The organism is Rhodococcus jostii RHA1 (assembly GCF_000014565.1).
Lineage (GTDB): Bacteria > Actinomycetota > Actinomycetes > Mycobacteriales > Mycobacteriaceae > Rhodococcus_F > Rhodococcus_F jostii_A.
On record NC_008270.1, the window covers coordinates 260,969 to 286,895 of the forward strand.

Sequence of the window (25,927 nt, forward strand, 5' to 3'; positions counted from 1 at the left end):
CGAGCCAGGTTTGATCCTCGCCCCGATCGCCTCCCCGGATCGGGCCCCTCCTCGCGTTCGCTCGACGGTGCTACCACGCCGAAACGCGAGTCCTCGAGGAGAGGCCGTCATGAAGTCTGCCAAGGAAGCCATGGAAATTCTTGCCGCCTACGACCTGACGAAGTCCTATCGCGCCGCCGCCGCGCTGGCGGGGTGCTCGCATCACACCGTCGCCCGTCTTGTCGCCGAACGCGACACCGCCGATGTCCCGACCCCACCGCGGGAGAAGAGATCGATGCTGATCGACGAATATCTACCGAAAATCGAAGAATGGGTCGAACATTCGAGAGGACGCGTCCGCGCCGACGTCGCCCACGACAAACTGCTCGCCCTCGGATTCACCGGCACCGAACGCACCACCCGCCGTGCCGTGGCCCGGGTCAAACGCGCCTACCGGCTCGGACACACCCGGGTGCACAGGCCTGGGGGCACCTCCCCCGGAGTGGGGGAGGATCACCGAATCCGGGCTGTGGCTGCAATACGACTTCGGCGACGCCCCGGTCGTCGACGGCACCAAGACCGTGTTGCTGTGCGCGTGGCTGGCCTGGTGCCGGCACCGGGTGGTGATCCCGTTGCGCGACCGCACCGCTCCCTCCGTCTACGCGGGCCTGGACCGGATCTTCCGGCGGATCGGTGGTGTCCCGACCTATCTGCTCACCGACAACGAGAAGATGGTCACCACCGAACACATCGCCTCGGTCGCCGTCCGCAACCCCGGTGTGGTCTCGTTCGCCCGGCACTACCCGTTGACTGAACAACGACACGCGTTTGCCCAGGTTGTGAGGTTGCCCCTTGAGAGTGGACACCGGATTTCATGCGGCAACTGACAGCGTAGACGACGCGATGAGTCGTTGTTCGAACTCCACTGGGGTGAGGTATCCGAGGGCGGAGTGACGGCGACGTCGATTGAAGTACGAGAGCCACTCGAACAGCTCCAGCCGTGCCTGCGACTTCGACGTCCAACTCCGTCCGTGCAGCCACTCCCTCTTGAGTCCTTGGAAGAACGACTCGGCGAGAGCATTATCGTAACTTGACCCGACCCGTCCTCGACTTTGCTGAATCCCATGACGGCGGCAGACATCGACGAAAGATGCTGCGGTGTACTGTGATCCGCGATCGCTGTGGAAGATAACGCCACCGACGTCACCACCGCGGGTGCGCACCGCCATCTCGATCGCGTCCGTGACGAGCTCGGTGCGCATGTGGTCAGCGATCGACCAGCCCACCACCCGGCGTGAGCAGATGTCGATCACCGTGGCCAAGAACAACCACGAGGATCCCACCGGGATGTAGGTGATGTCCCCACACCACTTGGTATCGACAGCCGTAGCGGTGAAGTCTCGCATCACCAGATCCGGCACCGACGGAGCCGACTTGTCCGCGATGGTCGTGCGCTTGCTGCGGCGCAGGTGCCTGCCCACCACGTGGTGGATTCGCATCAGCCGGGTCACCCGTTTGCGGTTGATCTTGCGTCCGCGGGAGCGGAGTTCGGCGTGAACCCGCGGGGCGCCGTAGGCGCTCCGGTGCTCGGTATGGATTGCGCGGATCTCGGCGACTGTCGCGGCTTCCTCGGCCTGCCGCTCGATTCGGGCCGGCTCCGTGATCAGGTGCTTGTAGTAGGCGGAACGGGAGGTCCCGAGCGCCCGGCACAGCCGCTGCACGCCGAACTCGGCGCGATGGTCGGAGATGAAGTCCCAGCGGCGGGTCTTCACTTCACCTCCTTTGCGAAATACGCGGCTGCCCGGCGCAGAATCTCGCGTTCGAGCTGCCATTCCTTTTCCGCACCGCGCAGCCGCGCGTTCTCCGCGCGCAGCCGCGCGAGCTCGTCCGCCTCGGTCCCGTCGGCGCCGGTACTGCGGTCCTGCGAGCGCGCGTTACGGGCGGCGGTGTCCTTGCGGACCCACGTCCGTAGCGTCTCGCCACTGACGCCCACATCCGCGGCCACATCCGCGTACGTGCGTTTACCGTCGGCCGCGCGGTACAACGCGACCGCGTCTTTCCGGAATTCCTCCGTGTACAGAGACTGGCGTCCCACCTCGACATCCCTCCTGGCTCTCCTAGAACCATTGTCAGGGGTGTCCACTCCAAGGGGGCAGCCTCAGTTGACGGGCTGGGACGGGATCGCTCGGTAATGTCCGGATTGTGAACGAAGACGAGGAGCGGCCACGGGATCTGGCGGCGCTGGCGGTGCCGTTGGTCGGTTCGCTGGAGGAGACCGGTGACCCGTGGTTGCCGTTCCGACTGATCGATCCGTCCGGGGCGGCGGTGGAGGCGGTGTCGGCCTACTTCCGTGATCTGCAGGCGGCCGACCGATCCGAGGCAACGATCCGCTCCTATGGCATGGATCTGCTGCGGTGGTTCCGGTTCCTGTGGGCGATCGAGGTTTCGTGGAACCGGGCGACGCGGGCCCAGGCCCGCGATTTCTGCCGCTGGATGCTTGTGGCGGGCAAGCCGTCTCGCCCGCATTGGCGCAGACCGCAGGAGGTGCCTGACCCGTCGTCGAGTCGGGATGCTTACGCGCCGTCGGTGCGTGCGCACTCGGAGACGGTGCTGCGCGGATTCTACGAGTTTCACCTGGATGCGGGCAGCGGACCGCTGGTGAATCCGTTCCCGCTGGACCGGTCGCGGCGGGGCCGACGAGCGCACGCCCATCACAATCCGATGGAGCCGCACCGCAACGAGCGGACGGGTAGGTATCGACCGGTGGTGCCCGACCGGATTCCCCGCAGCGTCTCGGACGCGGAGTTCAACGAGATCTTCGCCCGGCTTCCCTCGAACAGGGATCGGGCATTGGTCGCCTTCTACGTTTCCACCGGTGCGCGGGCCTCGGAGCTGTTGTCGGTCACGCAAGGCGGTGTCGACCCCGGCCGGCAGCTGATCACGGTGATCCGCAAGGGCAGCCGGGAGGCGCAGGAGCTGCCGGCGTCCACCGATGCGTTCGTGTGGCTGCGGCTCTACCAGGTGGAGATGGCCGGCCTGACACTCAAGGGGCGGCGGCAGCCGCTGTGGTGGACGTCTCGAACCCCGGTGCGTCCGTTGACTTATCATGCGGTGCACCGCATGTTCGAGCGGGCGGTCGACGCAGCGGGAAGCACGGTCACCTTGCACGCGCTGCGTCACACCGCCGCCTATCGGATGGCCGAGGACCCCGAACTGCCGCTGACCGATGTGCAGTTCGTCCTCGGGCACGCGCTGCTGACGACGACCCAGCGCTATCTGACGCCCCGCAAGCAAGACGTGATCCGGCGGATTCTGGCTCACCACGCGCAGCAGAACCGGAAGGCGGCCGAGCGGGCGGCCCCGCCACCCGCTCCTGGCTATCGGCCGGAGACACTGCAAGTGTTGTTCGGCGGCGCCGGATGACCACCATGAGCGTCGAAGAACCCCGGGATGTTTCGGCTGGGCGGACGGCAGCCGGCCCGTCGGCCCGGCTGCGCCCGTCGGCCCGGCCCCCAGCGGCGGACTGGCCGACGATCCGACAGGATCGTGACGCCGTCTGGGCGCGGCTGACGCGTGCGCCGTTCGCGCCGGACAGGCCCGGCAAGCGACACCCGAACGCCTACAAGACCGGGGTGGGCCTGCTGCTGGACTGGTTGGCAGAGCAGCCGGGCCGAACCTGGCAGGACCGGTGGCGGGCGAGCGGCGCCGACGCCGACGGTCGGTCCTGGCGGCATATCCCGATTGCATGGCTGCGCGATCACGGCCACCCTGCCGGTTGGCTGCACGACTGCTTCTTTCGGGCGCTATATACGGCGGTGGCCGCCGACCTCATCCGGCCGTCGTTGACATGGCTGGTCACCGCCAGCTTCCGGGGCGGATCTCTGGTCAACGTCCTGGCTCAGTGCCGTGATGCTGAGGGGTTCGCGCGGCTGCGAGCGCTATGCTCGGCCGATCCGGACGTGTCCCCGGCGGCGGCGACTCGCACCGCCTACCGCGCCGCACTGATACTCGCCGCCAAGGGCGGCACCCTGGCCGATGTCACCACCGGCGATGTCCTCGAGCTGCTCGAGGCAGAGGCCGACGCCCGCGGAACCTCGGTCGGTGCCACCCACCTGTTCTACCGGACCCTGCGCACTATGGGGGTCTTCGCGGAGAACGCACCGGCGACGCTGAGGGAGCTGCGCACTGCCGGGCAGCGCACGCCGGAGGAGATGATCGACCGCTACGGGCTGGCCTGCCGTCCGATCCGGGATCTGCTGGTCGATTACCTGCGCGAACGCCAGCCTGTTCTGGACTACACCAGCCTGCACTCACTCGCCGGCTATCTCGGTGGCCTGTTCTGGGCCGACCTCGAGCGTCACCATCCGGGCATCGACAGCCTCCACCTGTCCGCGGCGGTCGCCGACGCCTGGAAGCAACGGCTGCGCACCGTCCCCAAGACGATCCGGACACCCGACGGGAAGAAGGTGCAGACCACCGCCGCGCGGATCAACTACCGCGAATGCCTGACCCCGGTCCGAGCGTTCTATCTCGACCTGGCCCACTGGGCCGTCGAGGACCCGGCCCGCTGGGGACCGTGGGTCGCCCCGTGTCCGGTCGGGAGCGAGGAGATCAACAGGCGAAAAGACAAGCGTCACCGCAAGTCCCGCATGGACGCCCGGACCCGGGAGCGGCTGCCCGTCCTGCCGGTCCTGGTCCGCAGCGTTGACCAGCGACGCAAGGACGCCGCGGCGATACTCGACGAGGCCCGCCGAACCCAGCCCGGCGAGGCCTTCACCGCCGCCGGGCAGACGCTGATCCGCCTCGCCCCGACACGCTCGGCGGCCGCCAAGATCTGGGCGCAGGATTCGGCGAACGGCGAACGCCGGGACCTCGGCCGGGAGGAAGAGCACGCGTTCTGGACGTTCGCCGCCGTGGAAGTGCTGCGGGCCACCGGCATCCGCATCGAGGAACTCTCCGAACTGTCCCACCACAGCCTGGTCCAATACCGGCTTCCCACCACCGGAGAGGTGGTGCCGCTGCTGCAGATCGCCCCGTCCAAGACCGACACCGAACGACTGCTGGTGGTCAGCCCCGAACTCGCCGACGTGCTCTCCGCGATCATCTGCCGGGTCCGCGGCACCACCGGCGCGGTCCCGCTCGTCTGCGCCTACGACGACAGGGAACGCGCCTGGTCGCCGCCACTGCCGCTGCTGTTCCAGCGCCGCTACGGCTACGAACACCGAGCGATCAGCGCCAGCACCATTCGTGACATGCTCACCGCGGCTCTCGCCCACACCGGCCTGGACGACCCCACTACCGGTGACCCAATCCGGTTCACTCCCCACGATTTTCGAAGGATGTTCATCACCGACGCCATCCTCAACGGGCTGCCACCACACATCGCCCAGATTATCGCAGGCCACCGCGACATCAACGTCACCCTCGGCTACAAGGCGGTCTATCCCGACGAGGCCATCCAATCCCACCTGGCCTTCCTCGCCCGGCGGCGGGCACTGCGCCCCACCGACGAATACCGCGTCCCCACCGACAAGGAATGGCAGGAATTCCTCGGTCACTTCGAGCGACGCAAGGTCTCCATCGGAACCTGCGGCCGGGCCTTCGGATCGGCGTGCATTCACGAGCACGCCTGCGTCAGATGTTCACTGCTCTGGCCCGATCCCGACCAAAGACCCCGCCTGGCCGAGATCCGCGACAACCTCGCCGCCCGGATCACCGAAGCCAACCGCGAAGGCTGGCTCGGCGAAGTCGAAGGACTCCAAGTCAGCCTCGCCGCCGCCGAAGACAAACTCGCCCAAATCGACAAACGCACCCTCAACACCGGGACCGTCGAACTCGGAAACCCGACCCTCCCCAAGGATTCCTGACTCAGGGCGAGACGGCCAACTAGCCGTCCCCGTCAAGTTCAGAGAATACGGCCTGGTCGTGAAGACCTGCCTGCCCGCCGATCCGGCCACCAAGGGCGGAGTGGAGAACACCGTCAAACTCGCCAAGGCCGACCTGGTGCCCACCGACCTTGGGCCTCGCCGCCCACTATGACAGCTTCGATGACCTCGAGGCCGCCTGCACCGAATTCTGCGACGAGGTCAACACCCGCATCCACCGCACCACCCGCCGCATCCCGGCGGAGATGCTCGCCGAAGAACGCCTCCACCTGCACCCCGTCCCGGCCGCCGCACACACCGTGACCTGCGGTGTGACCCGCACGGTCCCCGGACAACACACCGATGATCGCGTTCGAGAACGGCCAGTACTCGGTGCCGCACACCCTGCGCGGGCAGACGGTGTTCGTCCGCGCGCACGGCGCCGGGGCGTCCGAGCGGATCGTCGTCGTCCACCACGGCGAGGGTGGGCCGGTCGAGGTCGCGCGCCACCGGCGGGCCCGCCCCGGCTCCCGCAGATCTGCGACGAGCACTTCCCGCCGCCCCCGGCCGGGATCCTCGACCGTCAGCCGATCCCGCGAACCGACGCCGAACGCGCCTTCTGCGACATCGGTGCCGGTGCCCGGCTGTGGTTGTGTGAGGCCGCCGAGGCCGGCACCGGGAAGATCCGCGTGAAGATGGAGCACGCGGTGTCGCTGGCCAAGCTGCTCGGCGCCGAACGGGTCGACTGGGCGCTCGGGCACGCCGCCGCCTACGGCCGCTTCGCCGAGGGCGACCTGATGGCGATCCTCGACGCCCACCCCGCCGGCGCCGCCTCGGATCGCACCCACCGGGCCGACGAATCGCGGTCCCTGGCCCAGGGCACCGCCGGGTGGGCCCGGTTCGGTGCCCCGATCCCGACCGAACTCGCCGAAACCGAGGGAACCGAGGGCGCCGGCGCCACCGAATGCTAGCACCGACCACACGCAGTGTTATCTAAAGTCACTGTGCTGCAACAGCATCAAGGATCGTCTTGCAAAATCGACCACAGGAGGGCTGTTCTGCTACCGTGAATCAGTCGAATCCTGGGCCAATCTACTATGGGACTGCCGCCGGCGGGGAATGCGCGCGCCGGTGCTCGCGGTGGGGACGGGGCACTGGGATTCTGGCGGGCGTTGCGGGAGGTCATCCCCGAGACCCGCGAGCAACGCTGCCGGTTCGCAAGCAACCCAATGTTCTTGTCTCACTAGCAAAGTTCGCGAATCCGGCTGCGTTGGCGGTGATGAGGACATCGTGAGCGCTGAGGACATGGACAAGGCGCAGCTGGCGATCGCGACGTTCGAACGTGACCATGGCCTGAAATATTCGAAGGCGGTGAAGATCGTCGACGACGCCCGGCGTGCTGCGCGAGTACTTCATGTATCCGGCCGAGCGCTGGAGCCATATCCGCACGACGAACCCCATCGAATCGATCTTCGCGACTGTACGTTTGAGGACCAGAGTGACGAAGGGCCCAGGCTCGCGAACAGCCGGCGTGGCGATGGCCTACAAGCTGATTGAGGCGGCCTAGTCGCGGTGGCGGCCGGTCAACGACCCGCAGGTGGTGGCGCTGGTGCGGGCCGGCGCGTTGTTTCGCCAGGGCAGGCTCCTCGAACGGCCGGTCGACATTACGCCGGAACCATCGCCGGATACGCCGAGCACGAACTCTACCGTGTGGGATCTGCAACGGACGAACGTTGATGGGATCGACACTCAGTCCGGGGGAAATGAAAATGCAAGTGCAGAAACATATTTCGAGTATCCCCGTTGCGGGAAGGGTCGACGCACGGGATTCTAAGCGAGCGGTGATCGACAGCACACCGTCCGAGGAAGGCGTCAGGGACTGGTTCATCGAAAGGTGCGAGGTGGCGAGGATCTCGGCCCCGTCCACAGCGGTCACAGGACTGTTCTCCAGGTTGTGGTGAAAAGGTGCTCGGTGGCGTCGGGGGCGTCGGAGCCATTGGCGGCGTGTACGGGGCGGGCCGCGACGCCCATCGTGCCGATCACGGCTGCCGCGGCGAGCGGCGTCGCCGCGCCCGCCACGAGGAGGGCCCCAGAGCCGATCTCGGCGACGGCACTGGCCTGGGCCTGGAGCCGTGACTGTCGGAAGCCGATCGACCTGAACCACCCGGCGGTGTCCGGGAGGGATCGCCCGTGTTTCACGCCGTGCGCGATCATGGTTCCGCCGACTGCTGCGCGGAGCAACAGCGCCGCGACCTCGCGTCCGGCGATGCTTTCGCTGCGGTGCTTCGCTAGCCTTTGCGTTATATGGTGTAGTGCCTTTCCGGACGTGGTTCAACGGGCCGACCGGTCCGTTATCTGGAGGTGCCGGTGATCCGAAATGGAGTGGGTCCATCAGTTGCCAGCCAGCTCCGATCGAGGTCCCTCACCGACGGGGCGCCGGCCAGAGTCACGGCCTGGTGCAGTTCGGTGGTCAGGATCTCCAGGGCCCGCGTGACTCCGCCGCGGCCGCCTGCGCCGAGACCGAAGATGAATGGCCGACCGACGAGGCACGCTTTGGCGCCCAACGCGAGCGCGGTCAGGACGTCGATGCCACGGCGGATCCCACCGTCTAGCAGGACGTCGACCCGGTCACCGACCGCGTCGACGATCGCGGGCAGGGCACTCACGGCGGACGAGGCGTGGTCGAGTTGGCGGCCGCCGTGGTTCGAGACGATCACACCGTCGAGGCCTGCGTCGGTGGCCCTAAGCGCGTCGTCCGCGCGGAGGATCCCCTTGATCGCCATCGGCCCCGACCAGTTGTCGCGCACCCAGGCGACGTCGTCCCAATCCAGGAGTGGGGTGAATTGCTCCTGGATCAGCCGGGCAGTCTCGGCAGGGCTCGCGCCGCCGCCTGCAGCCTCGGTGAGCACGCGGGTGGAGAGGACGTCCGGGTTGGCGAGAAACCGAGCGGACCAGCGCGGCCGTGCGGCGCCACTGAACAGCGTGCGCGCGGTGATCCGCTGCGTGGCGAACTTGTGCCGGAGATCTCGTTCCCGGTTGCCGGTCGTAGGCGTGTCCACGGTGATCATGAGCGCGCCGAAGCCGAGTGCGCTGGCCTGGTCGAGGAGCGCCTTCGCGAGGTGCCGATCTTTGCCGAGGTAGAGCTGGAAGAACAGCGGGCCGCGTGAGCGCGCGTCTGCAACCTCCGCCATCGGTCGCGACGCACCCGTCGAGAGGGTGTAACCCGCGCCTCCGGCAGTAAGTGCGCGGGCGAGGGCCACCTCGGCGTCCGGGTGGATCATCGCGGTCATTCCGGTGGGCGCTCCGATCAGCGGCACGTCAAGGTGCTGCCCGAGGACCCTCGTGGTCAAGTCCGCCGGGCCTGCGCCCGTGAGCACCTTGGGCATCAGACGCACCGCCCGCAGATCCGCCTGGTTGTAATTCGCGGTCAGCTCGTCGCCCGCGGCGCCGTCGACGAAGTCGAACACCGGGCGGGGCAACTTCTGTCGGGCCACGAGTCGCAAGTCGGCGATCGCGATCGCCCGGCGGGCGGCGGAGTCGGACGAGAACCTGGCCCGTAATGTTGCGGGGAGCGCCTGCAAGTCCGCGCGCACCTGGTTGCGGGCGAGGCGGATCATGTCGTGTTGCTGCATATGGATTCCTAGATCTTTGTGCGCCGTGATCGACGGTCAGCTGTGTACCGGTGACCGTTCGGGACTTGTCCGAGGCCAGGAACAGGACGCGTTCGATATGTCCTCTGGTGAGGAGATCGGAGGCTCGAACAGGTACTGGCCCAATGCCGCCGCGCCCGCTCGGGTTCTCGGCGAACACCGGTGCGCCCTCCGCGCCCATCGCGGTGTCGACGTCCCCAGGGGTGCATGGTCACGCGGATCCGGTACGGGGCCAGCTCGATGGCAGCCGACTCGGCGAAGCCGACCACGCCGTGCTTGGCCGCGCTGTAGTGGGCCTGACCGGGCAGCGATTTGATCCGGCGGTGGAGCTCGTGCAGATGATGGAGCCGCCTCGGCCGGACTCGATCGTCGCGGGGACCGCGGCCCGGACGGTGTGGTAGGCACCGGTCAGGTTCAGGTCCAGCATGGAAGCCCACCGCTCGGCGCTGAGCTCCCAGAACCGACCCCGTGTCACGATGCCTGCGTTCGCGACGACTACATCGAGCCGGCCGAAGACGTCCATCTCCTTCGCGACCAGTTCCTCGAGAGCTTCGAAATCCCGGACTCCGCCTGGGCGGACACCGCGCGCCGGTCGAGCGCCTCGACCAGGCGAACCGTCTCCTTCAGCTCGTCCGGCGGGGCTTGGGGGTAGTCGGTCGCCGCTGCCGGACCGCAGATGTCCATCAAAATGACATCCGCACCTCCTCCGCCATACGGACCGCGTGAGCGCGACCCTGGCCGCGTGCCACGCCGCTGATGAACGCGACTTTGTTCTGTAGGCGGCCAGCCCAGTGGCGTCCTCCTCGTGTTGGTGCTTAGTGGAAGGGGGCTTCGATGTCGTCGAGGAACTCGAAATGGTCCACGCCGGGGGAGAAGTGATAAGCCTCCTCCATGTAATGCACGACTCGCCAGTCCAGCTCCCGGCGACGCACGACGACCGTGATGCGCGCTCCGGTGCTGCGGGCCTCGGGAGAGTCGGTGCTCGTCGTGTGCCAGCGCACCGCGAGCACCCCGAGCGCGATGTCCGGGCCGAGGAGTCGGCAGGCCAGGACTGGGACGTCGACCTGAGCGCTGGTCAAACGGGTGCTGGTGCGGGCGAGGTGCGCGGCGATCGCCGATCGTCCGACCAGTACTGCGTCGAGCTCCGGGACAAGGTAGGTGACATCGGAGGAGTCCTCCCAAAGCTCCGCGATTGCTTCGGCGTCGAGGGATTCCCATCGGGAGAACATCTCGCGGATGCACTCTTCGGCTGGATCGGCGGAGGGGCGGTCGGCGGCTATGTTGTGCTGCATTCAGTACGTCCCGTTCCGGACTCCCACGCCCTGTTCCCGGCCCGCTTGGGCGAGCTCGGCCGCGATACCGCCGCGGACAAGGGCGTCCTCGGTGCCCAGGGTCAGCAGGTCGAAGCCCAGGTCGAGGAAGGCCGGCGCGATGGCCCCCGCGGCGGCGTGGACCCCGGCGACTTTGCCGCGGCTGGTTGCTGCCTCGGCGATCTCGGCCAGCATGGGGCGGAGCTCTCCACTGGGCGGGAACTGGCCGGGGCCGTGGCCGAGTGAGATGCCGAGGTCCGCGGGGCCGATGTAGATGCCGTCGATGCCGTCGACATCCAGGATGGCGGCTGCGTCCGCGACCCCGGATCGGGTCTCGATCATCGCGAGAACCAGGGGGACCGAGCCCAGGCTGGCGGGATCCCGTGACAGGTGCGGGGCGAGTGGTCCATAGCTGCGGATCCCGTGAGGCGGGAAGCGGACTGCGGCGACGGCGGCCGTTGCGTCGGTTGCCGAGTCGACCATCGGGACGATGATTCCGTCGGCGCCGCTGTCGAGGGCGCGGGCGATGCGGGGAACAGAGGCGTCGGCGACGCGCACGATTCGCGGTACCGCGCACGTGCCCGCGAGTAGCTCGGGCAGGCTCTCCTCGCCGACCGCTCCGTGCTGGCAGTCGATGCCGATGTAGTCGACGCCCGCGCCGGCGACTACATCGATCAGGTGGCGGGAGGGGCGGGTGAGCCAGACCCCGAAGCGACGGCCATTGCCCAGGCGTTCGTAGGTGGTCAATGGCGCGGGCAGCGAGCTCATGCGGGAACCGCGCCGGGCTTGGTGCCGCTGACCGGATTCGCCGTGGTGCCGCGTTCGGTGTCGGTAACCGGATCCGGCGCGGTGCCGCCCTCCCGGCGCGGGATACCGCGCTCGACGCGGATGGCGACCAGGGAGAGGACGATCAGCAGCGCCGCTGCCACGGTCGAAAGCATGAACACTGCGGTGTGCGCGCTCGGAGCGGGGAAGGGCCGTTGGCCAACCTGCACCACGTTCGTCGCGAGCAGCGCGGACACTAGGATCGGACCGACCGCGAGCCCGACGGCCTTCACGACCTGGTTCAGGTTGCCGGCCTCGCTGGTTCGCTCCTCGGGGGTGGCCCGTAGCAGCAGGACCGGAATGGCGGCGTAGAGCGCCCCGACGCCGAAGATCGTGAACGCGATACCGACCGGCAGCCCGATGCTTGTTCGGCTCGTGAGCAGCAGCGTGACACTCCCGACGGCGACGATGGAGGCGCCCAGCAGCATCGAGACCCCGGCGCCGTAGCGCCGGGCGAGTCGCCCGGACAGCGGGCTGAATACTCCGCCGCCGATGAGGCTCGGGATCCCCATGAACAGTGAGGTGACCAGTGCTGTTGCGCCGAAACCGATGCCCACGACCGAGGGGGTCTGCAACGCTACCGAAAATGAGACGAAGGTCGACATCACGCCGAGGGAAGCGACCAACATCGCTGCGTGCGCGATGGCGACCCGCTTGACTCGGAAGGCGCGCAGGTCGATGGCGGGGTTGCGGTGCCGCAGCGACCAGGATGAGAACAGCGCTCCGATCACCACCGCTGCTGCGAGGAGACTGCCGACAACACGGCCCGTCGCGCCCGCCCGAGCGACGGTGAAGGCGAGCAGCAGCAGGGTGATGATTACCGCGAAGAGTGTCCCGCCGAGGAAGTCGACATCTCGAAGTGTTCCGCGACGGGGCGACGGCGGCACCACGACCACGGCGAGGATCGTCGAGATCAGTGCGAGCGCTGCGCTGAAGTAGAACATGCTGTGCCAGCCCCACCGGTCGAGCATGGTCCCCGCGATCAGCTGACCGAGGGTTCCGCCGACGAGCGCAGTGCCGGCGAGAAGGCTGATGGCCTGGCCCGCCCTGGCCTCGCCCATCCGCTCACGGGCGATGCCGAAAGCGAGGCCGAGAATGGCTCCAGTGAAACCTTGGATGGCGCGGCCGGTGATGAGCCCTGCGAGCGTCGGCCAAAACACCACGACGAACGAGCCGACGGTGCCGAGCAATAGTGAGCCCGCGAGGACCATCCTGCGGCCGAGGACGTCGCCGAGCCGTCCCGCAGTGGCAGCGGTGGCGGCGGCGACGAGCGCATAGCCGGTGATCGACCAACCGACGGCTACGGGGTCGCCGAAGTCCGCGTACAGGTGCGGCAGGGCGATCGAGACCATGTTCTGTTCGAACGCGTGGTTGGTCTCGGCGAGCATCAGTACGGCGATCAGCATGACGGACCCGGCGCCGGCGCGCCGTGTGGTGGTGCGGACGTCTCTGTCCATAGTGCACTCCTAAGGAGCGGTGGTTTGGGGGCTGCAGTCAGACAGTCAGATGTCTAGGACGAGTCTTGGCGATAGCGAGCGAGAGACGCAGACAGCCATGGTGCCGTCCTCGTCGTGCTCCTCGGGTGAGCGGAAAGAGTCGAGGTGGTCGGGAGTGCCGGCGAGCACTCGGGTCTCGCAGGTGCCGCACATACCTTCTTCGCAGGAGGTGAATACGAGCACCTCGTGGTCGCGGAGGACGTCGACGATGGTGCCGCCGTCGGGCACCGTCAGCACGTCGCCCGTGGAGGTCAACTCGATCTCGAACGCCCCCGCCCGCGCGGCCTCGACCTCTCGGGCGGAAAACCGCTCGATGTGCACGTCCCTGGCCGGAAGACCGATGGCGTCCCCGGCCGCCTGAACCGCTTGCAGCAGCGGCTCGGGTCCGCAGCAGTAAACAAGCGCGCCGTCTGCACCGGCCACGAGATCCGCGACCGGCAACAGCCCGCAGGTGTCCTGCGGGTGCAGGATGATCCGGGCGCCGAAGCGCGCGACCAGCTCGTCGGCGAACGCCAGGGAGGCCTGGTTGCGCCCGCCGTAGTGCAGGGTCCAGTCCGCCTCGTCTGCGCTCGCCGCCTCGAGCATCGGGATCAGCGGCGTGATCCCGATACCGCCCGCGATGAACACGTAGCGCGGTGAGGGAAGCAACGGGAAGTTGTTGCGAGGGCCGCGGACGGTGACCGGCGTCCCAGCGGTCAGGGTGTCGTGTACCTCGGCCGATCCGCCGCGTCCGTCGAGCTCGCGCAGCACTCCCAGCCGGTATGTCGACCGGTCCTGCGGGCTGCCCGCCAGCGAGTATTGGCGGACCAGCCCGGAGGCCAGCAGCAGATCGACGTGGGAGCCGGGTTCCCATTCGGGCAGCGCCGAGCCGTCCTCGGCGGCGAGGCACAGCTCGACGACGCGATCGCCAACCACGCGACGCTCTTGGACCACGAGCGTCCTGGTCCACTCGCCCGCCTGGGCGGCGGGGGACAGCTCGGCCGCCGTCACGAGTCGGCTCCAGCTGCAGCCGGGACCAGTTCCGTGCGTCCGACGCGCTCGAGGCGGGGCCGGATGAGATCCGCGGCGTTGCGCCACAGCACCCGCTCGCGAGCTTCGCCCTCGAGTCCGAGGGGAAGTTCGTTGGGTGAACCGCTGGTCCAGTGCGGGTAGTTGCTGCCATAGACCAGTAGCTCGGCGGCTCGGCTCAGCCGCAGCCATGCCGGGTTAGCCTCCTCCGGACCCTCGAGTCTGCTGGTGCGAAAGCGGAAGCGGTCGAGATACTCGACGGTCTCCTTGGGCACCCACGGCACCTCATGGCGGGAGATCGCGAAGTCCGCGTCCATCCGCCAGATGAACGGCATCAGCAGGTCGTGCACGCCATCGCCGAAGACGACCCGCAGATCGGGCAGCCGCTCGAGCGTGCCCTCGAGGATGAAGCTGGCCAGGTGGTAGAGCCCACTGACCGACTCCTGCGATGCGTAGTCGATGTGTTTGTGCGGGTATCCCGCGATGGTCGGCTTGAAGCCAGCAGTCGCTCCGCCATCGGCATGCACGACGACCGGGAGCCGGTGGCGCGCCGCGGCCTCCCAGATCGGGAAGTAGTTGCGCTGCCCATATGGACGCTGGGCCTCCAGCGGCACTCCGACCTGGACGAAGCGCGGATCGTCGCCCCACCGCTCGATCTCGGCGACGGCCGCCGTCGGGTCGCCCGGGTTGACCCGAATGGTGCCGAGGAACCGGCCGGCGGCGGCCTCGTCGCCGAGCCAGGTCTGGGCCAGCCAGTCGTTGGTGGCGGCACACAGCACGGTGGACATGTCCTGATCGGGCTGCGGGCCGCGGGTCAGCGGAACCAGTACCCCGAGCCGCGCGCCGTCGGCATCCAGCTTCGCGACGACCTTTTCGATGCTCGAACCCGGCAGGGCCGCCGCGTCATCCGCGGGGCGGGCGGCGTCGCGGTACTCGCCGTAGGGCGCGATGCCTGTCGGGGCCGAGTACATCTGACGCAGGATCCCCGGCAGGTGGCGCTTGCTCGCCCAGGGTTCGGGCATCCAGCTGTGCGGCTCCAGCTCGGTGCGCCAGAACGGGGTGATACAGGTGTCGATGACCAGTGCGTTCTCGGTCATGTCAGGCTCCCAACAGGATCACGTCGCCGTCCTCGACGACGACCTCGTAAGTGCGCACCCGGACGTTGGCGGCCGCAGCCTGGCCCGAGGCCAGCTCGAACTCCCAGCCGTGCCACGGGCACTTGATGAACTCGTTCTGCCGCGAGAAAACCTGCGAGTACGGTGCGGCTCCAGCCGTGGTCTCGCCGGTCAGCTGGCCGACGCACATCGGGCCGCCTCGGTGCGGGCAGTAGTTGGCGATCGCCGAGTAGGTGCCGTCGATGTTGTAGACGCCGACGCCGAACTTGCCGACCGGGACGACGGTCATCGACCCGGGAGGCAGCTCGTCGACCCGCGCGACGACTGTGCGGCTCTTCATCGATGGAGGCATCTAGTCCGCCCCCACGAAGTCGTGCTCAGTGCGGGAGGTGACGACTCGGGTGACTGCGGTGCCCGCGGCGGCGGGCCGCAACCGGCCGCTGCTGTCCAGCCGCTTCTCGACCGGGCTGTGCCGGTAGCGCGTCATGGGGTCGGCGGCGAGGTCGATCGCGTCCACCGGGCGGGTCTCGGGGAGGCCGTAGAGCTCCTGGGCATTGCGGTACATGATTTTGTCTCGCCAGGCGGCGGGCACCCGGTTGCGTACATGGCGCGGATCGTCGTAGTCCCAGTGCGGGTAGTCGCTGGAGAACATCAGGACGTCTTGCAGCTGGGCGGCCTCGATCAGGTCGATGAGGTCGCGCGGATTGCGTGGCTCCTCCAGCGGCTGGGTCGTGACTCGCAGCTGTTCGCGGATCGACTCGCTCGGCCGGCGCGTGACGTTCGGGACCTCGGCGCCGAGTTCCTTCCAGTATCGGTCGAAGCGCCACATCGCCGGGGCGAGCCAGGTGAACCCGCCCTCGACGAACACAAGCCGCAGATCCGGCAGCTCGGCGAGCACGCCGTCGAAGACGAGGCTGGCCAGGTGCGCGAGGTAGTAGTGCGACCAGGAACCCATGACCTCGATGTGGTAGCTGCTGTAGCCGACAGGTGTCATCGACTGCATCGAGCTCTCGCGGGTGATGTGCATGGCCACCGGCAGACCCAGCCGGGCGGCCTCGCGCAGCACCGGACGGTAGAGCGGGTGCCCTACCGGGTGCACCAACACCTCGGGAGCGAACTGGACCTGCGCGAAGTACGGATGGCCCGCCCACTTGTTCATCTCGGCGATGGCGCCGTCCGGGTCTCCAGGGGACACGCGGATGCCGGCACGGTAGCGGCCCTGCGCGTTGTGGCCGGAGTCCAGCCACTCCCGGGCGATATAAGTGTTGGTCGCCGTGCAGCGTGCGGACTCCCATTCCGGGTCCCACCACTTCGCCCGGCTCAGCGGGAGCAGGAACGCATAGTCGGTGTCGCTCTCCTGGAGCACCTGCTGCGTGTACAGCTGCTTGTCCTCGCCCGGCCGCATCCCGGTGACCAGGGCATCCGTGCGGGCGGCGGTCGGGGAGGCGTAGAAGAGCCGTGTGTTTTCGACCTCCTGAGCCCGTTCGTTGTAGTAGCGAGACTTCCAGGGCTCCGGGATGTCATCGATCATCACGTCGATAGCGACGTCGGGGTGGGTGTCAGTGTCGATGGTCGTCACCCGCTTTTCGGCACCTAAGACGAGCTGCTCGCGTTGGGTCGAGGTCATGATCTACCTCCTTTCCGGGTAAAACATCGGCGCTTTAAAGCGCTCCTGTTGGGATCAATGACCAGCGTATACTTGTGATAACGCAGTAAATAACGTCCTATTAAATCTCGGAGGAGGACCTGGCGATGCTGGACAAGGTGGGCGCCTTGACGGCCGATCGGATTGCGCGCGCGATCGTTGCCGAGGGCTGGCCGGTCGGGATGCACTTGGGCACCGAGTTGGAACTCATGGAGCGGTTCACCGTGAGCAGGGCGGGGCTCCGCGAGGCTATTCGCATCCTCGAGTACCAAGGCGTGGTCGAGATGCGACGCGGGCGGAGTGGAGGACTACGCGTCAGTGCACCGGACGGTAGTGGGATCGTCGCGTCGGCGGTGCGCTACCTGACGTTCCGCCGGGTGCGCCCCGAGCATCTGCTCGAGGCCCGGCGAATCATCGAGCTGTCGCTGATCCCCCTTGTTGTCGACCGCATGAACAACGAGAACGCGCGCCAGTTGCAGCAGTATCTGGACCAGGAGGTGGCCGGGCAGCCGCCGAGTTCGCCCGGGAACGCTTCCAAGGGTTTCCACACCCTGCTCGGTGCCCTTACCGGCAACCCGGCGCTGAAGCTCTTCACCCACGTCCTCGAGTCCCTCGTCCACATGCGCTTCTACGCCCTGCACCTCAGCAGCGCGGAGGCACCCGAGGTCCATGGGTTCCACGTCAGGGTCGGCGAGGCACTAATCGACCGCGATCTTCCCCGGGCGCTGGCCGAGTTCGAGAAGACTCTCGAGCACACCAAGCGCTATTACATCGACGTGGACGAACGGTCGTGAGCATCGGTCATCGCGCGTCTGGGCGGACGAGAACCTTGACTTCGGCCGCTTGTCCGCCCGGGACGTCGGGAGGATTCGGGTTCGTCGCGAAGGCGGACAGGTCGCTGCCACAGATCCCGGCCCACGCGATCTCGACCTTGACCGTGCCGTCCGCCACCGCGAGTACGGCGATGTCGGACAGCCTCAAGTCGCGGGGTCCGTACCGTCTTGCTGTGTGCATTGGCGTTCTCAGCCGAATAACCGCCGGGTGTGGTCGTTGAGGAACATGCCGTCGGGGTCCATCTCCTTGCGCAGCCGCACGAAGTCCCCGTGGCGTGGGTACACCCGTGCCAGATAATCCCGGTCGAATAGGTGAAGCTTGCCCCAGTGCGCCCGGGCGTCGTACTCACGCAGGATCTGGTCGACGTCGGTGAAGAAGGGCCAGTAGTCCGCCCCGGGGTGCCCGGCGACCGAGACGGTGACGGTGTCGCGCTGGTAGAAGGGCGACATCCAGGCCTCGTCCGCCTTGATGAAGCGGATGAACATCGGGTGCAGCTGGTCGGCGTGCTTGCCGAGCAGCAGCTCCTGGACCCGTTGCACGGCCTCGAGACCGTCGTCGAAGGGGACCATGTACTCGAGCTCGCAGAAGGTGTCGACGATGTTCTCGCCCGACAGCACGCCGTACGCGGGTCCGCGGCGAGCGCCGATGTCCTGGCACCATTCCGACTCCGGGAGGGGGTCGATGGCGTCGATCGCGAAATGCAGGACCTGGTTCGCCAGCGACATGCCGGGCGGCACGGGCACGCTGTAGGCCTCGGCCGCCGCGTTGCTCTGCAGCCACATCACCGAGAGGTTGCGGTGGGCGTCGATATTCGTCAGCCAGTTCCTCTCCGCGGACTCCCAGGCCTCGAACCGGAACTTCTCCTCTGCGTAGAACGCAGGCACGACCGCCATCTCGACTTCGAGGAAGATCCCCATGACCCCCAGCGCGGTCTGCACCGCGTGCAGCCGGTCTGGCTCGTCCTCCCCGATCTCCACGATCTCGCCGCGGCCGTCGATGAGCCGTACCCAAGTGACCATGGAAGACATCCCGCACAGCGTGCGCCCGGTGCCGTGAGTCGAGGTGCCGACCGCACCGCCGACGGTCTGGTTCCAGATCATGCCCTGGTTCGCGAGGGAGAAACCGTGAGTCCATAGCTCGGCGGCGAAGTCGCGGATCACGGTGCCGGCGCGGACCCGCACGCGCTGCCGGTCCCGGTCGACGCCGGTGATGCCGGTCAGGTGGCGCAGGTCCAGCAGCATGCCGCCGGTCGCGACCAAGGGGGAGAAGGACAGGCTGCTCCCGCACACCCGGACGCCGATGCCGCGACTGCGAGCGTCACGGACGGCGGCAACGGCGTCGTCGTCGGTGCAGGGGGTGACGGTGATCGCCGGGGTGGACGTGATGTTGCCCGCCCAGTTCGACCATGGACGGTAGTGTTCGGTGGACTGTTTGGTCCCAGTCAACGTCATTGTTGGTGTTCCTCTCGCCTCTTAGGTAGTGAGTTGGGCCATTTGGTCAGTGGGACCTGGCTGGCTTGGGTTGGGGCTTGCAGTTAGCTGAGTTGCCGTAGACGGCGGTCATCCCGCCGCCGACTGGAATGGCGGTACCGGTGATGTGAGCGGACTCATCTCCGAGCAGGAACCGGACGCGCTCGGCGATCTGGGAGGCTCGCAGCTCGGCTCTGCGGGACGAACGTCACGGCCTGCGGGTCGCTGACTCAGATTCTTCGCCGGTGGTCCCGCCTGCGGCGTTCTTCGTCCGGATGTTGCCGGGCAGGAGCGCGTTTGACCCGGACGCGGCGATGTCGAGCGCCGCGGTGCGTGGCGATGTCGATGAGCGCCGCGGTGCGCGCCCATTGTCGCGGTGTTGACCATCGAGTCGCTGCCCTGGCGCACCCTGTCGCGCAGCACGTACTTCAGCCCAAGGATTGTCCCGCGCTGGTTGCCCGCGACGACCCGGTCGGAAAAGTCCTCGTCGTACGCGGTAATCCGATCGGGGGCACCGAGCAGCCCGGCATCGTTGAAGAATCCGTCGATCCGGCCGTGGGTACGCATTGTCAGGTCGAAGTAGAACCACACTGCCTCCGCGTCGCTCACGTCCGCCATGGCGACGTCGCAGGAGCCGCCCGCCTCACGGACGAGGTCGAGGGTGCCATCCAGGCCGTCCCTATCGATGTCGACGGCGGCAAGCGCAAATCCTGCCTCTACGAGGGGCGGAACGGTCGCCCGTCCTATGCCATCCGCGGCGCTGGTGACAATCGCTGATCTGTCGGTCATGCTCACTCTCTAAATGGGATGTACGTCACAGTGGCACTGACTTTACGCGCTGACCTGCTGGAATTAGTGCCCTGTTCATTGTCGTCGATCGCGGATGCGGCTGCGCCAAGCCAGCAGCATCTGGATGTGTTGCGGTAGACCGCAACACGGAATGCCGATGCACTTACCGGTGTCGTGGCGGCACCTCGTCTCGCCGGTCCGCTCACCAATAATTGGTGTCGGACTGCAGGTCCACCCGGAAACCTGAGCTCGACAAGGCTGGGAGAAAGGCGCGTTGGTGAATTCGTCCGAGCTGACCCCTTTGGAAAGACGTGTACGCACGATTTATGAATCCCCTGGATACACTTGAACTCTTATCGCGATGGGATTGTGCGCGCATTCCGAAGTTATTGGCCGCCAACAATATTTATTGAAATCACCGACTTCGCCGAATGCGGAACGTCTCCTTGCCGGTGAACAGATTCTGCAGCGAGTCCGCGTTGACCGGCCTGGTTTGTGCGGCTTGGGTGAGTTGGGCGCGAGCGCCGTCGTCGTAGGTGGGGCGGGCAACCTGGCGGAAGATGCCGGTCACGACGTGATCGAGGTTCTGATCCGAGAGCCGCGACAGCGCGTACGCGTATTCGGGGTTGTCGGTGTACGCGTCGTGCACCACGATCTGATCCGTTGCCACGTCGGCGGTATTCGCCACCGCGAGACCGAACCCGTCCCGTACGACACAGAACTGGCCCTCGGGCTGCTCTTCTGTGGCACCGAACCGAATCGGCTCACCGTGGGCGAGCCGGATCAGGTGGTTCTCGGCGTCCTCCTTGCACAGCACGTCGAAGGAACCGTCGCTGAAGATCGGGCAGTCCTGCAGGATCTCCACGAACGACGAGCCCCGATGCTCGGCCGCCGCCCGCAGTACTTCGGTCAGGCCCTTGCGGTCTCTGTCGAGGGCGCGGCCGGCGAACGTCGCTTCGGCACCCAGTGCGCGCGAGAGGGTGTTGAACGGCTGACCGAGTGACCCCATCGGCGTCGACTTGGTGACCTTCCCGACCTCACTGGTAGGGGAGTATTGGCCCTGGTGCGGCCATAGATTCGGTTGTTGAACAACGGAATGTGATGTTCACATTGCGGCGCAGCGCGTGGATCAGGTGGTTACCACCGATGAGAGCGCATCACCGTCACCTGTCACGACCCACACCGACAAATCGGGGCGCGACACCGCTAAACCGGTCGCAATGGACGGGGCGCGCCGTGGATGGAGTGGATGCCGTAGGTGTCCAGGTAGTACGGGAACCGGCTCGAGCAGCCGATCCCGGCCCCGGAGTACCCGGCACCGCCAACGGCCGCGCCAGGGTCTCCGGCTCCCGCGAATACGGCGCGAACCCGTGCGCGTCCGGATCGGTCGCCGATTAGAACCCCGGATCGATCGCCGGAAGATCGGACACATTCGGGATGGACCACGGCTCGGACCCGTTCGCGATCGCCCCATCACCGAGCAGCAGCACCGGGGTGCGGTACACCAGGGCGATGCGGGCGGCCTCCACCGCCGCGTCGAAACAATCCGCCGGCGACTTGGGGGCGATCACCGCGACCGGCACTCACCGTTGCGCCCGAAAATCGCCTGCAACAGGTCCGACTGCTCGGTCTTAGTCGGCAAACCCGTCGACGGGCCACCACGCTGCTCCGAAAGGGGCGTGATACGCCGTCCTCGCTGCATGTGCCCGCTTGTGCAGGTGCTACTAACACCCATCGAAAGCGCCGATGTTGTTCGACGAGCCAGCAGGACCGCCCTCGCGCAGCAGGTTGACGAAAAAATTGCCTTACTGGCTTCGGGTCGCACCCCCCGGGTAGCCTCCTCCGCCGAATTTCATGTCGAGCGCGGCGTAGTCGACGGCGCCCGTGGTGGTGCGGGGAAGCGAGTCGAGGAAGGCGACCGACTTCGGCTTCTTGTAGGACGCGATCCGCGTCCGGCAGTGCTCGATGATCTCGTCCTCGACGAGCACGGCGCCCTCCTCGAGGACGATGACGGCCTTGACCGATTGGACAAACTGGTCGTCTGGGATGCCGATGATCGCGGCCTCCCGGACTCCGGGGGCCTCGCGCAGGCAGGCCTCGACCTCGGCTGGGTAGATGTTTTCCACCCCGGACTTGATCATCTGCACCTTCGGCCCGATGAAGGCGACGCTGCCGTCCGGTTCCCGCCGGCCGATGTCGTTGGTGTGCCATCCGCCTGAGCGGGTGCGCTCGGCGTTGAGCTCGGGCCGGTTCCAGTAGCCCGCGTGCACCATGGGGCCGAGGAAGACGATTTCGCCGGTCTCGCCGTCCGGGACCTCCGCCCCGTCCTCGTCGACGATGCGGACCCGTGTCCACGGGGTGGGCAGACCCGCGGTGGATAGCGAGTCGCTCCCGCCATAGGCCGAGTAGGCGTCGAGCCCGCTGACCTCGGTCTGGCCGTAGCCGCCGAATCGCGTTCGACCCAGTGGGGTCTCGTCCGGTGACACCATCTCCGACCATCCCGGGATCGTGAGGCTCGACTCGAACGACGAGAGGTCTGCGTGCCGGTCGGCGTTGAGCTCGACGATTTGTGCAATCGTCGGGGGGAGCACCATACCGGAGCGACACCGCTCGTGCGCGATGAGATTCATGACCTCGGTCGGATCCGCCCGGCGGGTGAACACGTTCGTCCCGCCGATGTGGAACGTGGCCATCATTAAGCTAAGCGTCCCGATGTGGAACAGCGGGCCGACGTTGAGGTAGATGTAGTCCCGCCACATGTCCGCCAGTCGCATCAAGTTCGCGTTCTGGGTCAGGATGCCGCGGTGGGTCAGCTGGGCGCCGTTCGGACGTCCGCCGAAAGCCGCGGTGTAAATAACGACCAGCGGGTCGCCGTCGCCGACGTCGACCGCCGGGGCCCCGCTCGCGCCTCCGGCGAGGAATGCTTCGTACGAGTCGGGACCGTCCTCGTCGTGGACGAGCCAGCGCGCGGAACGGTGCTGAGCTTCGGCCCGGGCGGCGGTCACCGCGTCGCCGAGGTCCTCGCGCTGCCACACCACGACGGCGGGCCGGATGTCGTCGATGACGAAGGCCAGCTCAGCGGCGCTTTGGCGCCAGTTCACCGGGCATACCATCGCGCCGAGTTTCGCCGCTGCAAGGATCAATTCCAGTACGCGGTGGCAGTTCTGGCCGAGCCAGAGCACCCGCTCGCCCGCCATGACGCCCGCGCCCGCCAGGGCGTTCGCCATCCGGTCGGTGCGCTCATCGAGATCGGCGTAGGTGTAGCGGATCGGGCCGCATACGGCTGCCGTGCGGGATCCGTGGGTCCGGCGGTGCTCACCGACGAGGTCACCGAAGGTGAGTCCATACATCTCTAACTCCTTTTTGTGCGGTCTTGGACTATTTCTGCAGGACCTCCTGGTCCAACTTCCAGTTGTCGTCGAATGGGATGGAGACCTTCGACAGGCTGCCACCGTCGGTCGCGGGCAGAATCACCCCGTTGATGTAGCGCGATTCGTCCGAGGCGAGGAACAGGACCGCGTAGGCGTTGTCGAGTAGGTTCGGCGGGGTCGAGAGCTGCAGGGGGATCGGCGAGCCCACTGGGTCCCAGCCCCCGGCTTCTGCCGCGGCGAGCTCCTCGTAGGACTTACCGAGCACCTCCGCCTCAGGCGGCATCGCTAAGTTCGCGGACATACCGTGGCAAGGAGCAATAGCATTAACTCGAATTCCATACTTGCCCAGATCATTTCCCAGAGCGCGGACCAGGTGGTGTGCGCCCGCCTTGCCCGCGCCGTAGGAGAAGAAGCCGGGGTAGGCCATGATGCCACCCGCCGAGCCTGTAACCACGATGTTCCCGCCCTCGCCCTGGCGCAGGAACTGCTTGGTGGCGGCCTTCGAGGCCAGGAACACCCCCGTCATCACCACGGCGTTGACCGCGTTGAACTGCTCGAGTGTGGTCTCCCAAAGAGGGATGGCGCCGAAGCCCTCAGGCGCGCACCCGGCGTTCGCGAACATGATGTCCAGTCGACCGAATTCGGCGACCGCAAGTTCGACGGCTGCATCCATGTCGGCTTCCACTGTCACGTCCGCTTTCAGCGCCACGGCTTTCCCGCCCGCCTTCTGGACTTCGGCGGCCACCTTCTTGGTGCGCGCCTCGATGAGATCGGTGACGACGACGTTCGCTCCCTCGCGGGCAAACAGCAGCGCGCTCTCTCGACCGAGTCCGGAGCCCGCCCCGGTGATAACTACGGTCTTGTCCTTCAGTCGCATGATGCCTCCTGGCGATGTGTAGCGTCGATTCGGTTGGGTGTGACTTGTTGAGGTCCCGCTGCCGGCTCGGTGAGCAGAGCCCGCGCGGCGGGATGGTCGGGCTTGCCGTTGGGCATCCGAGGTACCGGTGCGAGCCGCACCAGCCGCGGGACCTTGTATCCGGCGAGCGCGTTGCTGACGCACTCTCGTACCCCCTCCCGGGTCAGGGTGTGACCGGGCGCGGCGGCCACCACGGCTGCGACCTGCTGACCGAAGCGCTCGTGTGGCACCCCCACGACGAGGCAATCGAGAACCGCCGGATTACGGAGGAGAACCAGTTCGATCTCCTCGGCGTGAACCTTCTCGCCGCCGGTGTTGATCGTCGACGAGTCGCGTCCGAGCAGCGTGAGTGTTCCGTCGGCCGCGAGCTTGCCGTGGTCGCCGGGGCAGGCGTGAATCTCGTCACCAACGGTGAAGAAGGCCTTCGCCGTGGCCGCTGGGTCCTCGAAGTAACCTGTCGTTGCGACCGGACCGGCGATCAGCCCGGTCTCTCCAAACGGCAGCGGTCGCCGCTCGTCGTCGATGATTCGAACCCCGGGCCACGCCCTGAATTGGGCGCTGGTCAGCTCATCGCCCAGGCGTTGACGGCTCACCCCGTAGGTGTTGCCCTCGGTGGCGCCACATGCATCGGTCAGAACAAGCTGAGGTGCATGCGCGAGCAATCCGGCCTTGGTGGTCGCGCTCCACGCAACCCCCGCTGAGACCACCACACGCAGGCTCGACACGTCGTATGGTCTACCGCTGGGGCTGCCGGTTTCGAGGGCCTGTACGAGGGGCCTACCGAACGCGTCCCCGACGATCGAGACGGTGGTCACCTGCTCTCGCTCGATGGTGGCGAGCAGCTCATGGGGGTCGAAGGAGCGGCCGGTCAGCGTCACCACCGTGCCGCCCGCGAGCAGCACGGGGATGGCGGAGAACGTGAAGCCCGTACTGTGCATCAGAGGGGATGCCGGGACACAGACCGGAGTGCGGCCGAGTTCGCGCAACCGGGAGAACGTCACGATGGGCGACTCGGACCCATCGATCTCCTCGCCGGTGATCGTCGCCCGGGTAACGAGCGCGTTGCGGGTCATCCGCGGGATGTCGTAAATAACACCCTTGGGTTGCCCCGTCGTCCCACCAGTGAAGCTGAGATAGCAGTCCCCAGGCTCGGACCCTGTGTGCCGCACCGGGTCCGCGCTCGCGAGGAGGGCTTCGAGGTCTGCGACGGCCGTGGGCAGGTCCGCCCCGCCCAGGTCATCGACCTGCACCGCAAGCCGAAGCCCGGGGAGCTCGTCGAGCACAGGCACGACGCGATCGGCAAGGCTCGCGTGGAACACGACCGCCTGTGTCTGGGCCCGCTCCAGAATCTGACGCAGCTCGGTGTGTCGGTAGCGGTAGTTGACGTTGGCCATCCTGGTGTGGCTCTTCAGCGTGCCGAAAAAGCACTCCAGGTATTCGGGAGCGTTGTAGAGATTCAGCGCGACCGTCCCGCCGGGTTCCACGCCGTGGGAGAGGAGGGCTGCAGCGAACCGACCCGCTCGTTCGTTGAAATCCGCCCACGTCCGGCGTGTGTCGCCGTGCACGAGCGCGACGTCTGCCGGCCGGGCGGCGGCGAGATCCTCGAGCAGCGTGCCGACGTGGAGGATCGGGTCGGTGGAGATGGATTTCATCGTG

The 25,927-nt window shown here is 67.2% G+C and carries 18 protein-coding genes and 7 pseudogenes; 6 read left to right on the forward strand and 19 right to left on the reverse strand.

All coding sequences use genetic code 11. From position 1 onward, the window contains the following. Window positions 1–109: 109 nt before the first annotated feature. Window positions 110–782 (forward strand): annotated as a pseudogene (locus RHA1_RS41985) (transposase); the annotation flags it as partial. A 69-nt stretch (window positions 783–851) separates the two neighbouring features. On the opposite strand, the gene RHA1_RS41990 reads toward RHA1_RS41985, so the two are convergent. Beyond that, window positions 852–2,074 (reverse strand): IS3-like element ISRhosp1 family transposase gene (locus RHA1_RS41990; RefSeq protein WP_085996104.1). Its coding sequence is split into 2 segments (ribosomal slippage): window positions 852–1,819 and window positions 1,819–2,074, totalling 1,224 coding nucleotides; the frame shifts between segments, so codons are not numbered across the junction. Between the two features lie 107 nt (window positions 2,075–2,181). Here RHA1_RS41990 and RHA1_RS42000 point away from each other — a divergent pair. The 4 genes and pseudogenes from RHA1_RS42000 to RHA1_RS42015 all read left to right on the forward strand — a co-directional run. Continuing rightward, the gene (locus tag RHA1_RS42000; RefSeq protein ID WP_011600104.1) at window positions 2,182–3,402 is read left to right on the forward strand and encodes a tyrosine-type recombinase/integrase; all 1,221 of its coding nucleotides are present in this window, start codon (window positions 2,182–2,184) and stop codon (window positions 3,400–3,402) included. Beyond that, entirely contained in the window at window positions 3,399–5,846 is a 2,448-nt protein-coding gene (locus RHA1_RS42005; RefSeq protein WP_011600105.1) for a site-specific integrase, read from the forward strand. Before RHA1_RS42000 ends, RHA1_RS42005 begins: the two co-directional genes overlap by 4 nt. A gap of 40 nt (window positions 5,847–5,886) precedes the next feature. Beyond that, window positions 5,887–6,814: pseudogene (locus RHA1_RS52710) on the forward strand (Mu transposase domain-containing protein); the annotation flags it as partial. A gap of 91 nt (window positions 6,815–6,905) precedes the next feature. Next, window positions 6,906–7,542, forward strand: a pseudogene (locus tag RHA1_RS42015) (transposase); the annotation flags it as partial. A 293-nt stretch (window positions 7,543–7,835) separates the two neighbouring features. On the opposite strand, the pseudogene RHA1_RS42020 reads toward RHA1_RS42015, so the two are convergent. The 10 genes and pseudogenes from RHA1_RS42020 to RHA1_RS42070 all read right to left on the reverse strand — a co-directional run. Next, window positions 7,836–8,111: pseudogene (locus RHA1_RS42020) on the reverse strand (DoxX family protein); the annotation flags it as partial. Between the two features lie 83 nt (window positions 8,112–8,194). Then, window positions 8,195–9,475, reverse strand: coding sequence for an alpha-hydroxy acid oxidase (locus RHA1_RS42025; RefSeq protein WP_011600110.1), 1,281 nt, complete (start codon window positions 9,473–9,475; stop codon window positions 8,195–8,197). An 8-nt stretch (window positions 9,476–9,483) separates the two neighbouring features. After that, window positions 9,484–10,016, reverse strand: a pseudogene (locus RHA1_RS48330) (SDR family NAD(P)-dependent oxidoreductase). 292 nt (window positions 10,017–10,308) lie between these two features. Further along, the gene (locus tag RHA1_RS42040) at window positions 10,309–10,785 is read right to left on the reverse strand and encodes a YybH family protein (protein WP_011600112.1); all 477 of its coding nucleotides are present in this window, start codon (window positions 10,783–10,785) and stop codon (window positions 10,309–10,311) included. After that, window positions 10,786–11,571 (reverse strand): HpcH/HpaI aldolase family protein, encoded by a 786-nt coding sequence (locus RHA1_RS42045; protein ID WP_011600113.1) that lies wholly within the window; start codon window positions 11,569–11,571, stop codon window positions 10,786–10,788. Further along, window positions 11,568–13,085, reverse strand: coding sequence for an MFS transporter (locus tag RHA1_RS42050; RefSeq protein ID WP_011600114.1), 1,518 nt, complete (start codon window positions 13,083–13,085; stop codon window positions 11,568–11,570). Before RHA1_RS42050 ends, RHA1_RS42045 begins: the two co-directional genes overlap by 4 nt. A gap of 45 nt (window positions 13,086–13,130) precedes the next feature. Continuing rightward, window positions 13,131–14,114, reverse strand: a complete 984-nt coding sequence (locus RHA1_RS42055) for a PDR/VanB family oxidoreductase (RefSeq protein WP_011600115.1) — start codon at window positions 14,112–14,114, stop codon at window positions 13,131–13,133. After that, window positions 14,111–15,229, reverse strand: coding sequence for an amidohydrolase family protein (locus RHA1_RS42060; protein ID WP_011600116.1), 1,119 nt, complete (start codon window positions 15,227–15,229; stop codon window positions 14,111–14,113). Before RHA1_RS42060 ends, RHA1_RS42055 begins: the two co-directional genes overlap by 4 nt. A gap of 1 nt (window position 15,230) precedes the next feature. Next, a complete protein-coding gene (locus RHA1_RS42065; protein ID WP_237727106.1) occupies window positions 15,231–15,587 on the reverse strand; it encodes a Rieske (2Fe-2S) protein in 357 nt (118 codons plus the stop codon). Window positions 15,588–15,599: 12 nt separating this feature from the next. After that, window positions 15,600–16,874 (reverse strand): amidohydrolase family protein, encoded by a 1,275-nt coding sequence (locus tag RHA1_RS42070; protein ID WP_011600118.1) that lies wholly within the window; start codon window positions 16,872–16,874, stop codon window positions 15,600–15,602. Between the two features lie 125 nt (window positions 16,875–16,999). On the opposite strand from RHA1_RS42070, the gene RHA1_RS42075 reads away from it, so the two are divergent. Beyond that, window positions 17,000–17,686, forward strand: coding sequence for a FadR/GntR family transcriptional regulator (locus RHA1_RS42075; RefSeq protein ID WP_011600119.1), 687 nt, complete (start codon window positions 17,000–17,002; stop codon window positions 17,684–17,686). Between the two features lie 7 nt (window positions 17,687–17,693). Here the strand turns inward: RHA1_RS42075 and RHA1_RS51255 are convergent, their stop codons facing one another. The 8 genes and pseudogenes from RHA1_RS51255 to RHA1_RS42115 all read right to left on the reverse strand — a co-directional run bounded on the left by RHA1_RS51255 (window position 17,694) and on the right by RHA1_RS42115 (window position 25,923). Beyond that, the gene (locus RHA1_RS51255) at window positions 17,694–17,906 is read right to left on the reverse strand and encodes a Zn-binding dehydrogenase (protein ID WP_011600120.1); all 213 of its coding nucleotides are present in this window, start codon (window positions 17,904–17,906) and stop codon (window positions 17,694–17,696) included. Window positions 17,907–17,914: 8 nt separating this feature from the next. Further along, on the reverse strand, window positions 17,915–19,177 hold the full coding sequence (locus RHA1_RS42085) for a D-arabinono-1,4-lactone oxidase (RefSeq protein ID WP_011600121.1): 1,263 nt from the start codon (window positions 19,175–19,177) through the stop codon (window positions 17,915–17,917). A gap of 108 nt (window positions 19,178–19,285) precedes the next feature. Next, on the reverse strand, window positions 19,286–19,984 hold the full coding sequence (locus RHA1_RS53900) for an SDR family NAD(P)-dependent oxidoreductase (RefSeq protein ID WP_011600122.1): 699 nt from the start codon (window positions 19,982–19,984) through the stop codon (window positions 19,286–19,288). 415 nt (window positions 19,985–20,399) lie between these two features. Beyond that, window positions 20,400–21,286: pseudogene (locus tag RHA1_RS42095) on the reverse strand (2-oxoacid:ferredoxin oxidoreductase subunit beta); the annotation flags it as partial. After that, window positions 21,286–21,653 (reverse strand): annotated as a pseudogene (locus tag RHA1_RS48345) (2-oxoacid:acceptor oxidoreductase subunit alpha); the annotation flags it as partial. The pseudogenes RHA1_RS42095 and RHA1_RS48345, both read right to left, overlap by 1 nt. Before the next feature lie 136 nt (window positions 21,654–21,789). Further along, on the reverse strand, window positions 21,790–23,334 hold the full coding sequence (locus RHA1_RS42105; RefSeq protein WP_011600124.1) for an AMP-binding protein: 1,545 nt from the start codon (window positions 23,332–23,334) through the stop codon (window positions 21,790–21,792). Window positions 23,335–23,362: 28 nt separating this feature from the next. Next, window positions 23,363–24,232, reverse strand: coding sequence for an SDR family NAD(P)-dependent oxidoreductase (locus tag RHA1_RS42110; protein ID WP_011600125.1), 870 nt, complete (start codon window positions 24,230–24,232; stop codon window positions 23,363–23,365). Further along, complete coding sequence (locus tag RHA1_RS42115) at window positions 24,223–25,923, reverse strand: AMP-binding protein (protein WP_011600126.1); 1,701 nt, start codon at window positions 25,921–25,923, stop codon at window positions 24,223–24,225. The genes RHA1_RS42110 and RHA1_RS42115 overlap by 10 nt, the downstream gene beginning before the upstream one ends. Window positions 25,924–25,927 lie beyond the last annotated feature (4 nt).